The sequence below is a fragment of the Sphaerisporangium sp. NBC_01403 genome, from assembly GCF_045040145.1.
GTDB classification, from domain to species: domain Bacteria; phylum Actinomycetota; class Actinomycetes; order Streptosporangiales; family Streptosporangiaceae; genus Sphaerisporangium; species Sphaerisporangium viridialbum.
This window is the reverse complement of sequence record NZ_CP109534.1, coordinates 1,591,558-1,603,193: the sequence shown is the minus strand read 5'-3', so window position 1 is coordinate 1,603,193 and position 11,636 is coordinate 1,591,558. Positions and strand designations below refer to the sequence as shown.

Sequence of the window (11,636 nt, the reverse complement as noted above, 5' to 3'; positions counted from 1 at the left end):
ATAGAAGGCCTGACCTTATTTCGATACTTAGATTATCTTCTGTGAAACCCCCCGTGGAGGAGAGCGAAATGATCAGGAGAGTGACAGGGACGGCCGCCGCGATGGCGCTGGTCGCCGGGCTCACCGCGTGCGGAGGCGGCTCCGGCGGAGCGGCGGCGACCACCACGCTGACCTACTGGATGTTCCAGGACCGCACTCCGCAGGCCGGAGAGGTGGTCGAGAAGCTCCGCACGGACTTCGAGAAGGCCAACAAGGGCGTCAGCGTCAAGATCGTCAAGATTCCGAAGGACGACTACAACACCAAGCTGGGCAGTGCCGTCGCGAGCGGTTCCGTCCCGGACGCGGGGACCCTCGACCAGCCGCTCGTCGCGCGCTACGCGCTCGACGGCACCATCAGGGAGATGCCCGCCGGCACGATCGACGAGAAGTCGCTGTACGCCGGGGCCCTGGACACCAACCGCGTCAACGACAAGCTGTACGGCGTGCCGATGGACCACACCACGGTCGGGCTCTTCTACAACAAGAAGCTCGTCCCGACCCCGCCCAAGACCTGGGACGAGCTGAAGCAGATCACGACGCAGATCCACCAGACGGACCCGAAGATCGCCGGAATGGTGGTGCCGAAGGGCGACGGCTACGGCGGCTGGATGTGGCCGGGGTTCGTGGCCGGCGCCGGCGGCGAGATGGCGGACATGAAGGCCAAGAAGATCCTGTTCGACCAGCCGCCCGCCGTCGAGGCGCTGCAACTGTGGGTCGACCTGCTCAAGTCCTCGCCGAGGGAGATCACCGACTCCGACAAGCCCTTCGAGAACGGCCTGGCCGGCATGATGATCTCCGGTCCGTGGGACGTGGCCAACATCAAGGACCAGTTCCCCGACCTTGAGTTCAACGTCGCGCCGCTGCCGTACAAGACCGAGCCGGCCGGCAACATCGGCGGCGAGAACGCGGTGGTGTTCACCAAGGGCAAGAACGCCGACCTGGCCTGGAAGTGGCTGGCCTACCTGACCAACGCCGACAACAACACCAAGCTGGCCCAGGCGCTGGGCGGCTTCCCGACGAACATCGCCGCCGCCGAGAGGGACGCCGCCACGTTCGGGACCGAGCAGGCCGCCTTCCTGGAGCAGCTCAAGGTCGCCCACTCCCGCCCGCCCGTACCGCAGTGGATCCAGATCAACGACGAGATCATCGCGCCCGCGATCGAGTCGGCGCTCAGCGGCAAGGCCACCGCCCAGCAGGCCCTCACCGGCGCCGCGGACAAGACCCGCGCCCTGCTCGGCTGGACCGGCTGACCGAGAGGCAGGCAAGCGTGGCAACTCCAGTGGTGGCCGAGAAGCCCACTGTGACGCCCCGGCCCGGGCGGCGCCGCCGCCCGGGGTTCGGGGGGAGCGATCGCGTCATCGGCTGGCTCCTGATCGCTCCCGCGATGCTGTATTTCATCGTCTTCCTGCTCTATCCGGCGCTCGCCGCCCTGTACTACAGCTTCACCGACTGGGACCTGCGGTCCGCGCCGAACTGGGTCGGCCTGACCAACTACACCGACCTGCTGTTCGACGAGGTCAAATACCCGCACTTCTGGCAGTCGGTGAAGGTCACCCTGCAGTACACGCTGATCGCGGTGCCGCTGACCATGGGGTCCGCGCTGTGCCAGGCGCTGCTCATCAACGCCATCCGCAGGGGCTCCAACCTGTTCAGGCTGCTGCTCTTCCTGCCCGTGGTCACCGCGGAGTCGGCCGTCGGCGCGATCTGGCGCTGGCTCTACGATCCGCAGTACGGCCTGATCAACGTCTTCCTCGGGCTGTTCGGCATCCCGCGGCAGAACTGGCTCAACACCCCCGAGCTGGTCATCCCGGCCCTGGCGTTCATCGCGGCGTGGCAGTGCGGCATCTCGATGATCATCTACCTGGCGGGGCTCAAGGGCATCCCCTCGTCGATCCGCGAGGCGGCGATCATCGACGGAGCGGGCCCGGTGCAGCGGTTCTGGAGAGTGGTGGTGCCGATGCTCAGGCCCACGACGTTCTACCTGCTGGTGACCGGGGTCATCGCCGCGCTCCAGGTGTTCGGGCTGGTCTACGTCATCTTCTCCGGCGGCGGCAACAAGAGCGTCACCGGCGGGCCGGAGCAGTCGGGGCTGACCTATGTGCTGCACCTGTACCTGTTCGCCTTCCGCTACGACGCGATGGGCGCCGCCTGCGCGATGTCGTTCATCCTGCTGGCCTTCATCATGATCATCACCGCGCTCCAGTTCAGGTTCGTCAAGAAGGAGGTGTCGTGAGCAGGCTGCGGCTCTCCCCCATCTACATCGCGCTGGTGCTGCTGGTGCTGGTGTCCGTCGTCCCGTTCCTGTGGATGCTGGCCACCTCGTTCAAGCACGGCCCGGACGTCTACACCAAGGTGCCCAGCCTGCTTCCGCTGGACCGCAAGACCGGCGAGTGGTCGCCCACGCTGGACAACTACGAGCACGTCATCCAGATCGGCGGGCTCGGCCGCGCGTTCCTCAACAGCGTGTGGGTCTGCCTGATCCTCGTGCCGGCCAAGCTCCTGGTGGACGCCCTGGCGGCCTACGCCTTCGCCCGCATCCCCTTCCCCGGCAGGGACAAGCTGTTCGCCGTGCTGCTGGCGGGCATGATGGTGCCGACGATCACCCTGCTGGTGCCGCGCATCCACATCACCCAGGCGCTCGGCATGTTCGACTCCGGATGGGGCCTGATCCTGCCGAACGTGGCCTCTGTGCTGGACATCTTCCTGCTCCGCCAGTTCTTCCTGTCGCTGCCCGGCGAGCTGGAGGAGGCGGCGCTCATCGACGGAGCGGGCCGGATGCGGATCTTCTGGAAGATCGTGCTGCCGCTCTCCAAACCGGTGCTCGCGGTCGTCACGATCACCAGCTTCATCTTCCACTGGAACGACCTGGTGTGGCCGCTGGTCGTGCTCAACGACCCCGACCTGTACACGCTGCCGCTCGCCCTGCAGCAGCTGGCCAGCAGCGAATCGGGGCGCGCCTACTACATCATGGCGGGCGCCGCGCTGGCCGTCATCCCGGTGATCATCGTGCTGATGGTGTTCCAGCGGCGGATCATGGAGGGGATCGCCTTCAGCGGGCTGAAGAGCTGAGCTTTGACGTTTCAGGCGGTGATGGCCAGCGTCTCCGGGTCGACCGGGTGCAGCAGGGGCTCGCCGGCGGCGAGCCTGAGCACCTCCTCGACCGCGGTGGCGCCGAGCCTGGCCACCTCGTTGCCGAGCGACCCGGCGACGTGGGGGGTCAGGACCACGTTGGGCAGCTCCCACAGGGGTGAGCCCGCCGGGGGCACCTCGGGCTCGGTGACGTCGAGCACCGCCGACAGCCGTCCCGTGACCAGCTCGGCGACCAGCGCGTCCTGGTCGACCAGCGACCCCCTCGCGGTGTTGAGGAGGGTCGCGCCGTCGCGCATCGCCGCCAGGTGCCGCGCGGTGACCATGCCCCGGGTCAGCGGGGTCGCGGGGGCGTGCAGGGAGACGACGTCGCTGAGCGCGAAGAGCTCGCCGAGCCCGACGAGCCGCGCCCCCAGCGAGGCGGCCGTCGCCGCGTCGGCATGGGGATCGGCCAGCAGCGGCGAGAGGTCGAAGGGACGGAGCAGTTCCAGGACCCGCCTGCCGATGCGCGACGCCCCGACCACCCCGACCACCCCGCGGTGGTTGCCGATGTCGTCGCCGCGCCGGAGCAGCCCGAGGTCCTCGCGCCGCGCGCGGTACTCCCTGGCGAGGGCGGGGACGGCCTTGTTGGCCAGCAGGATCATCGCGAGCGTGTACTCGGCCACGGGAACGGCGTTGGCCGCCGCGGCGGAGCTGACCTGGATGCCGCGGGCGAACACGGCGGGGGGCAGATGGCCCTTCACCGTGCCGGCCGCGTGGACGACCGCCCGCAGGCCGGGGGCGTCCCGCAGGGCTTCCTCGTCGAGCGGCGGGCTGCCCCATCCGGTCAGCAGGATCGTGGCCCGCCGCAGGCGTTCCCGCGCCGCGGGCGAGCGGAACTCGGTCAGCGGCGAGGCCAGGTCGACCTCGGCCACCGTGCGAAGGCGGGCGGCCACGGCGGGCGGGAACAACCTGCCGGGAAGCTCGGGGTACATGGCCAGCTCGACGACCGTCATCGGCCCGCGGCCTGTCTCATGGCCACCACGCTGGGCGGTGTGTACCGGTTTCTCCTGCGATGAGCGGTCATGCATTGGATTCTAAGCTTGAAATTAGCAAGAAAAGAAGGGCGCCCCACTGCCATGCCCGCGTACGCCGACCCCTTCCATAAAGATCTTAAACTAAGTATTGACAAGATCGCGGGTGAAAGGCCACTCTCGGTCAGAGGCGAAAGTCGATGTCACCTGAGATGGAGAGCTACCGGATGCAGAGGATCCGGCCGGCCGTGCCGCGCGACCGCGAGGACCTGCGCCGGCTCGTGCGCGAGCTGACCGAGCCGCTGATCCCGCACTTCAGCCCGGGCGGCGCCCGGCTGCGCATCGGCGGCAACGCCGCGCACCACTCCGACACCGCCGCCGAGCTGGAGTCGTTCGCCCGTCCGCTGTGGGGGCTGGTGCCGCTGGTGGCCGGCGGGGGCTCGTTCGACCATTGGGAGCTGTGGCGCCGCGGGCTGGCGTCCGGCACCGACCCCGGGCACGAGGAGTTCTGGGGTGCGGTCACCGACATCGACCAGCGACTGGTGGAGACCGCCGCCATCGGCCTCGCGCTCGCGCTGGCCCCCGAGGAGGTCTGGGACCCGCTGAGCGGCGGCGAGAGGGACAATCTGCGGGCATGGCTGCTCCACGCCATCACTGCGGAGCACGTGGACAACAACTGGGCGTTCTTCCCGGTCCTGATAGGGCTCGGCCTCGATCGCGTCGGCGTCGCCTACGACCCGAAGCCCAACGCCGCCCGCCTCGACCGGCTGGAGTCCTTCGCCCTCGGGCGGGGCTGGTACAGCGACGGCCCCACCGCCCAGCGGGACTACTACGTCCCCTTCGCGATGCACTACTACGGCCTGATCTACGCGGCGCTCGCCGGGGAGCGCGACCCCGGCCGCGCCGGGCGGCTCCGTGAGCGCGCGGCCGAGTTCGCGCTCGACTTCCAGCACTGGTTCGCGTCCGACGGAGCCGCCGTGCCCTTCGGCCGGAGCCTCACCTACCGCTTCGCCCAGGGCGCGTTCTGGGGAGCGCTCGCGTTCGCGGGCGTCGACGCCCTGCCCTGGGGCACGGTCAAGGGCCACCTGATGCGCCATCTGCGCTGGTGGCTGCGGCGGCCGATCCAGGACCCCTCCGGCCTGCTCACCTTGGGCTACGGATACGCCCAGCCGGCGCTCACCGAGCAGTACAACGGCCCCGGCTCCCCGTACTGGGCGTTCAAGGCCTTCCTCCCCCTCGCGCTGCCCGCCGGTCACCCCTTCTGGACGGCCGGCGAACGGGCCGCGCCTTCCCTGCCGGAGGTCAGCGACCAGCCCGAGGCCGGCGTCGCGCTGATGCGCTGCGAGGAGGGCCGGCAGGTGGTCATGCTGAGCGCGCAGCAGCATCACACCTGGGTGCGCAACGGCGCCGCGAAGTACGCCAAGTTCGCCTACTCCACCTCCTTCGGGTTCAGCGTGCCGAGCGGTTCGTGGGGGCTGGAGCAGGCGGCGCTGGACAGCACCCTGGCGCTCAGCGAGGACGGCGTCCACTGGCGGCCCTGCGAGGTGCCACGGGACTCCACGGTGCGCGACGGGCTCCTCCACCTGCGATGGACCCCCTGGCCGGACGTGGAGGTGGAGACCTGGCTGATCGCGTGCCCTCCCTGGCACATCCGGGTGCACCACCTGTCCACGGGGCGGCACCTGAGGTCGGCGGAGGGCGGATTCGCGCTGGACCGCGACGTCCCCTTCGGCCGCGTGGACAACGGCCCCGGACGCGCCCGGGTGTCCTCGCCCGCGGGTACGTGCGTGGTCGACGACCTCGCCGGCGCCCGGGCCGGACGGCTCGTCGAAGCCCTGCCCGGCACCAACGTCATGGCGCCGCGCACGGTGATCCCCACCCTGACCGACGCCCACGCGCCCGGAGCCCACCGGCTCGCCTGCGCGGTGCTCGGCGCGGTGGACGCGCCACCGGCCGAGGGCTGGCCGGCGTCTCCCACCCTGGAGGCGGTCACCGGACTGCTCTCCCGCCACCCGGCCCCCGAGGCCGCCCGGCTGCTCGCGACACTCCGTGGGGCACCCAAGGTCGTATGAGGACCGGGAACCTCTCCGCCGGGCGGAGGAGCGTTCTCGGCCTTATGGCCGATGGCCCTGCGTCCCGCCGGCGAGGACTCTTGACGGTGAGAGGCCCGCGCGGGGCGGGCCGAGGGAACTGCAGGGGGCGGTCATGACGCGCACGGTCCGTACGACACGGTGGCTGGGCGGGACGGCCCTCGCGCTCGCCGCCACCCTCCTCGTCGCGTCATGCGCGGGAGGGGGGAAGCCCGCGGCCTCGGGGAGCCCGGACTCGGTGTCGGTCACCGGAACGCACGGCGGGCATGGGAAACCGTTCACGGCGCCGCCCGCCGCGCCGTTACGGGCCTCGGAACGGTTCGTCAACCTGACCCTGCCCGAGCCGTACACGCCGGCGGCGCCGTCCGGGGGGACCGACGAGTACCGCTGCTTCCTGGTCGACCCGGGGCTCACCGGCCGGGCGTTCCTCACCGGCAGCCAGTTCATGCCGCAGAACACCGCGCTGGTCCACCACGCGATCATCTTCAGGATCGGCCCCGAGCAGGTGAAGGCGGCCAGTGACCTCGACGCCCGTACGCCGGGTGAGGGGTGGACCTGCTTCGGCGACGCCGGGGTGGAGGGCGGCGCCTGGATCGGCCACTGGGCGCCGGGAGCCAACGAGACCCTGCTCGCCCGCAACGTGGGGTACCCCATGCCCCCGGGCAGCCGGCTGATCCTCCAGGTGCACTACAACCTGCTCGCCACCGGGGGCAAGCCCGGCGGCAGCGACCGCTCCTCGATCAGGCTGCGGCTCACCGACGGCAAGGCCGACCTCGACCCGCTGGACACCGCGCAGTTGATCGCGCCGATCGAGCTGCCCTGCACGAAGGCGGAGTCGGGGCCGCTGTGCGACCGCGAGGCCGCCGTCAAGGACGTCGCCCACCGCTTCGGCGAGCAGGCCGGGGCCACCGTGACGCAGCTCAACCAGTTCTGCAACCAGGCCAGGCCTCCCGTCCCCGGACCGACACAGCACTGCGACCGGCCGGCCCGCGCGGCCGGCACGGTCTACGCCGTCGCCGGGCACATGCACCTGCTGGGCCGCTCGATCAAGGTCGAGCTCAACCCCGGAACGCCCAAGGCCCGGACGCTTCTCGACATCCCCAACTACAACTTCGACGAGCAGGCCATCCGCCCGCTGGCCCAGCCGGTCACGATCAAGGCCGATGACACCCTGCGGGTGACCTGCACCCACGACGCCGGCCTTCGGAAGATGCTCCCGGCACTGCACGACATCCCGGCGCGCTACGTCGTCTGGGGCGAGGGCACCAGCGATGAGATGTGCCTCGGCCTGCTCGTCTGGTCCCCGAAGACCCCGGCCGCGGGCTGACCCGGCGGGGCTCCGCAGCATCTGACGCCGCCGCCGGCTCAGGCCGGCGACGGCGTCAGAAGTCCTCACAGCCCGACGTCCCTGCGCATCAGGTCCTCCGCGCCTTCCCTGCGCACCACCAGCCGCGCTCCGCCCTCCCCGACCGCGACCACGGGCGGACGGCCGGTCAGGTTGTAGGTGGAGGCCATGGAGTGGTGGTAGGCGCCGGTGGCCGCCATGACGATCACGTCTCCGGGGCGGATGTCGGCCGGCAGAAGCGCGTCCTCTGCGAGCACGTCTCCCGCCTCGCAGTGGTGGCCCACCACGTGGAAGGCCCGCGTGCCCACGTGGCACTCCCGCCCGATCATCCGCACCTCGTACGGCGCGCCGTACAGCGAGTGGCGGGGATTGTCGCTCATGCCGCCGTCCACCGCGACGTAGGTGCGGGTGAGCCCCTTCTTGACGGAGATGACCCGGTAGAGGGTGACCCCGGCGGGCCCGCTGATCGCCCGCCCCGGCTCCACGATGAGCCGCGGCACGGGCAGCCCGAGGCCCGCGCAGCGCTCCCGGAGGGCTCCGGTGACCCGCTCGGCGAACGTCTCCGGGCCGAGGCCGCGCTCCCCTTCCAGGTACGCGATCGCGTGGCCTCCGCCGAGGTCCAGCTCGGGAAGGATCACGCCCCGGGTCTCCCGGATGCGGGCCAGTTGCTCCACCAGCACGCGCACGGCGGTCTCGTACGGCTCGGCCGCGCCGATCTGCGAGCCGAGATGGCAGTGCAGGCCGGCGAGCTCCAGGCGGGACTGGGCCAGCACCCTGGCGACGGCCTCGCCTGCGGCGCCGGAGGCGATGGAGAGCCCGAACTGCTGGTCCTCCCCGCCCGTGCGGATCGCCGTGTACGCGCCGGCGCCGACGTCGGGGATGACCCTGATCAGCACCTTCTGCCGTTGCCCGAGCGGGACCAGTGCCGCGAGGCGGCTGATTTCGGCGAGGTTGTCCACCACGATCCGCCCGACGCCCTCGTTCACCGCGGCCGTGAGCTCTCTCGGGGTCTTGGCGTTGCCGTGGAAGATGATCCGCTCGGCGGGGAAGCCCACCGACCGCGCGACCATCAGCTCCCCCGCGCTGCACACGTCGAGGCTGAGCCGCTCCGCCCGGATCCAGCTCGCCATGGCCCGGCACAGGAACGCCTTGGCGGCGTAGGCGATCTCGGCCCCGGGCAGGGCCGCCCGGTAGGCGCGGCAGCGGCGGCGGACGTCGGCCTCGTCCAGGACGTACGCGGGGGTGCCGAACCGGTTGGCGATCTCCATGAGGGACACGCCCGCCACCGTGGCCTCGCCGTGGGCCCCGAACACCGCGGACGAGGGCCACGGTCCCGGAGCGGTCTCGGTCATGACGGTCATTCGTGCCTCGTCTCGGACCGGCCCGCGGTGGTCGGCGGGGCCGGTGATGGTTCGGCGGACGGGTCTTCCGGCCGGTCGGCGACGGCCGCCATGTCCTGCGTCAGGGCGCACATCAGGCCACCCGCGGATCGCTCATGATCTTCCTCCTGCTGGACCTTCGTTTGACCGGAAATACGGCCACAAAAGGCACGCTAGGCGGGTTCAGCCGCGATCTCCGTCGTCTTGACGCCTTCCTGACGGGGACCCCGCGAGAACTGACGCGTCCTTGACGGGTGAAGGCGCCCTCGGCCCGGCGTGCGGGCCGAGGGGGTGGCACGTCAGCCCAGCCAGGCCACCATCTGGGCCTCGGCGCTGGAGTCCCAGCCGAGGCGCAGGTGGTTGAGGGGCAGCGTGACCGTGGCCGCGCGGTTGGCGATGCCGTCGGTGGCCGCGCAGCTCGCGATGAAGACGGCGCCGTCGGACGGCCCGGTGTGCTCGTTGTGCATCAACGGCATGTCGGGCATGCTCCCGCAGAGCTGATAGACCGCCACGCTCGCCGGGGTCCCGGCGTTGATGATCGGCTGGACGAGCGAGCCCTGGTCGATGCTGTACTGGATGCCGCGCCCCTTGGTGTAGAAGCCCGTGCCGCCGTAGTAGGTGGTGTACCAGTCCTGCTCTGCCGTGGGCAGCGGGTAGACGCTGTCCCAGCGCGCCAGCATCTGCCGGCCTCCGGGGAAGGCGGTGCCCTCGTAGCTCAGCTGGGTGCCGTCCCGCCACAGGCCGTAGCAGACCATGGAGGTGTGCGGCGCGGGGGCGTTCAGGCTGCCGCCGCAGTCGGGGTAGATCGCGAAGTCATGGCTCCAGCCGTGCCGGTAGCCCCAGTCGAAGCCCTTGTTCGGCCCGCCGACGAGCACGAGCTTGCGCACGTCGCCGCCATAGGCGCTGCCCCACGACTGGCGCAGCGAGGAGACGTACATCCGGGCGTTGAACGCCCCCTTGGACCAGCCGACCACGTCGACCTGGGAGGCGCCCGTCTTCGTCCTGATGATCTGGATCGCGTCGCGGATCTGCTCCGACCAGCGGTAGCCGTCGCCCGTCTTGTGGGGGAAGCCGATCGCGAACACCTTGTATCCCCGCGCGTCCAGATACTGCATGAACCCGGTGGAGGGGCACGACACGCGCCCGCAGCCGTAGTCGCCGAGGACGTTCGGGTTCGCCCACGCCTGGTCGGCGGTCTGGTTGGCGCCGTGCACCAGCAGCACCGGCACGGCCTTGGAGCCGCTCTGCCAGCCGGGCGCGTGGTAGAGCAGGAAGCGCGACGAGTGCGGCTGGGCGACGTCGCCGAAGAACCGTTTCGTCTGCCCGGTCTGGTCGCCGACTCCGCCCGGAGGATAGGCCTCGGCCGCGAAGCCGGTCGAGGCGTCACGGTAGCGTTCCACCTGGGCCCAGCCGTTCTGAAGGCTCGTGGTGTAGGTCGCCTCCAGGCTCACCGCCGCCGTCGCCGACGCGGGCGGCGCGAGCGCGCCCACTCCCGAAACCGCCAGAACCACCATGGCCAGAGCCGACGCCAATCGCCGCAGTCTCCGCATGAGCCGCTCCTTGTCGAGAACACCCTCTTTTATGAGAGGTGATTCACCTGTTAACTTGGCGGCAACAATCCTCTTCGTCAAGGGATGGCGATGAACGCAGTCCGATCCCGCACCGTCCGCACCGAGCGTCTGGCGACGCACATCCGGGAGACGGGCGCGGGCGTCCCCGTCGTCTTCGTACACGGCAACCTCTCCGACGGCTCCGCCTGGGACGAGCAGCTCGCCCTGCTCCCCGGCGGATTCCACGGCATCGCCCCCGACCTGCGCGGTTATGGGAACAGCGAGCCCGCTCCCGTCGACGCGACCCGGGGGGTCGGCGACTACCGCGACGACCTGGCCGCGCTGCTCGACGCGCTCGGCCTGGACGCCGTCCACCTGGTCGGCCACTCGCTGGGAGGCGGCGTCATCCTCGACTTCGCCATGAACCACCCCGGCCGCGTGCTGTCGCTCACCCCGGTGGCGCCGGTCTCGCCGTACGGGTTCGGCGGCACGAAGCCGGACGGCACGCCGTGCGCGCCCGACTTCGCCGGATCGGGCGGCGGCACCGCGAACCCCGACCTCGTGAAGCTCATCGCCGAGGGCGACGAGTCGGACGCGAGCCCGCTGTCGCCGCGCAACGTCGTGCGCTCCCTCTACTTCCCCGGCCCGGACACCGTCCGCGACGAGGAGGCGCTGCTCAGGGGCATCCTGGCCACCCACCTCGGCGACGGCAGCTACCCGGGCGACTCCACGGCGTCGGAGAACTGGCCGGGCGTCGCGCCGGGGACGCGCGGGGTGCTCAACGCGATCTCGCCGAAGTACCTGAACTGGAGCGGCCTCCCCGAGTCCGGATGCCGCGCCCCGGTGCTCTGGATCCGCGGCGACCTGGACGCGATCGTCTCCGACACCTCGATGGTCGACCTCGGCCACCTCGGGGCGAGCGGGTACGTGCCGGACTGGCCCGGCGAGGAGTCCTTCCCCGCCCAGCCGATGATCCAGCAGACCAGGGACGTCCTCACCCGGTACGGCGACCACTCCGAGCACGTCATGGAGGGCACCGGGCACTTCCCGTACACCCAGCGGCCCGAGGAGTTCTCGGCGCTGCTGCACGCCCACCTGTCCCGGGTGTCCGCGGGCTGACGCTTTGATCGGGG

The 11,636-nt window shown here is 70.9% G+C and carries 9 protein-coding genes; 6 read left to right on the top strand and 3 right to left on the bottom strand.

The window, feature by feature from the left end; all coding sequences use genetic code 11:
• Nucleotides 1–68: 68 nt before the first annotated feature.
• Genes OG589_RS06915 through OG589_RS06905 form a run of 3 tightly spaced genes read left to right on the top strand, consistent with a single transcriptional unit; the run spans nucleotide 69 to nucleotide 3,108 of the window.
• Nucleotides 69–1,289: an ABC transporter substrate-binding protein gene (locus OG589_RS06915; protein ID WP_405147209.1), complete on the top strand. Its 1,221-nt coding sequence runs from the start codon at nucleotides 69–71 to the stop codon at nucleotides 1,287–1,289.
• Between the two features lie 17 nt (nucleotides 1,290–1,306).
• Nucleotides 1,307–2,272 carry a carbohydrate ABC transporter permease gene (locus OG589_RS06910; RefSeq protein WP_405147207.1) on the top strand — a complete coding sequence of 322 codons (966 nt, stop codon included), beginning with the start codon at nucleotides 1,307–1,309 and terminating at the stop codon, nucleotides 2,270–2,272.
• Nucleotides 2,269–3,108 (top strand): carbohydrate ABC transporter permease, encoded by an 840-nt coding sequence (locus OG589_RS06905; RefSeq protein ID WP_405147205.1) that lies wholly within the window; start codon nucleotides 2,269–2,271, stop codon nucleotides 3,106–3,108. Before OG589_RS06910 ends, OG589_RS06905 begins: the two co-directional genes overlap by 4 nt.
• Before the next feature lie 11 nt (nucleotides 3,109–3,119).
• On the opposite strand, the gene OG589_RS06900 is transcribed toward OG589_RS06905, so the two are convergent.
• Nucleotides 3,120–4,121: a hydroxyacid dehydrogenase gene (locus tag OG589_RS06900; RefSeq protein WP_405147203.1), complete on the bottom strand. Its 1,002-nt coding sequence runs from the start codon at nucleotides 4,119–4,121 to the stop codon at nucleotides 3,120–3,122.
• 218 nt (nucleotides 4,122–4,339) lie between these two features.
• Between OG589_RS06900 and OG589_RS06895 the strand changes: the two genes are divergently transcribed.
• Both OG589_RS06895 and OG589_RS06890 read left to right on the top strand, forming a co-directional pair.
• Nucleotides 4,340–6,211 carry a DUF2264 domain-containing protein gene (locus tag OG589_RS06895; RefSeq protein ID WP_405147201.1) on the top strand — a complete coding sequence of 624 codons (1,872 nt, stop codon included), beginning with the start codon at nucleotides 4,340–4,342 and terminating at the stop codon, nucleotides 6,209–6,211.
• 133 nt (nucleotides 6,212–6,344) lie between these two features.
• Complete coding sequence (locus OG589_RS06890) at nucleotides 6,345–7,556, top strand: monooxygenase (RefSeq protein WP_405147199.1); 1,212 nt, start codon at nucleotides 6,345–6,347, stop codon at nucleotides 7,554–7,556.
• Nucleotides 7,557–7,621: 65 nt separating this feature from the next.
• On the opposite strand, the gene lysA is transcribed toward OG589_RS06890, so the two are convergent.
• Both lysA and OG589_RS06880 read right to left on the bottom strand, forming a co-directional pair.
• A complete protein-coding gene (gene lysA, locus OG589_RS06885) occupies nucleotides 7,622–8,935 on the bottom strand; it encodes a diaminopimelate decarboxylase (RefSeq protein WP_405147197.1) in 1,314 nt (437 codons plus the stop codon).
• Between the two features lie 317 nt (nucleotides 8,936–9,252).
• Nucleotides 9,253–10,503: an esterase/lipase family protein gene (locus tag OG589_RS06880; RefSeq protein ID WP_405147196.1), complete on the bottom strand. Its 1,251-nt coding sequence runs from the start codon at nucleotides 10,501–10,503 to the stop codon at nucleotides 9,253–9,255.
• Between the two features lie 90 nt (nucleotides 10,504–10,593).
• On the opposite strand from OG589_RS06880, the gene OG589_RS06875 reads away from it, so the two are divergent.
• A complete protein-coding gene (locus OG589_RS06875; RefSeq protein WP_405147195.1) occupies nucleotides 10,594–11,622 on the top strand; it encodes an alpha/beta fold hydrolase in 1,029 nt (342 codons plus the stop codon).
• Nucleotides 11,623–11,636: the final 14 nt, after the last annotated feature.

What these genes read in the sequence shown, in the direction of transcription:
- OG589_RS06915 (WP_405147209.1), top strand. Translation starts at nt 69, where the DNA reads ATGATCAGGAGAGTGACAGGGACGGCCGCCGCGATGGCGCTGGTCGCC.
- OG589_RS06900 (WP_405147203.1), bottom strand. Translation starts at nt 4,121, where the DNA reads ATGACGGTCGTCGAGCTGGCCATGTACCCCGAGCTTCCCGGCAGGTTG.
- OG589_RS06895 (WP_405147201.1), top strand. Translation starts at nt 4,340, where the DNA reads ATGTCACCTGAGATGGAGAGCTACCGGATGCAGAGGATCCGGCCGGCC.
- OG589_RS06890 (WP_405147199.1), top strand. Translation starts at nt 6,345, where the DNA reads ATGACGCGCACGGTCCGTACGACACGGTGGCTGGGCGGGACGGCCCTC.
- lysA (WP_405147197.1), bottom strand. Translation starts at nt 8,935, where the DNA reads ATGACCGTCATGACCGAGACCGCTCCGGGACCGTGGCCCTCGTCCGCG.
- OG589_RS06880 (WP_405147196.1), bottom strand. Translation starts at nt 10,503, where the DNA reads ATGCGGAGACTGCGGCGATTGGCGTCGGCTCTGGCCATGGTGGTTCTG.
- OG589_RS06875 (WP_405147195.1), top strand. Translation starts at nt 10,594, where the DNA reads ATGAACGCAGTCCGATCCCGCACCGTCCGCACCGAGCGTCTGGCGACG.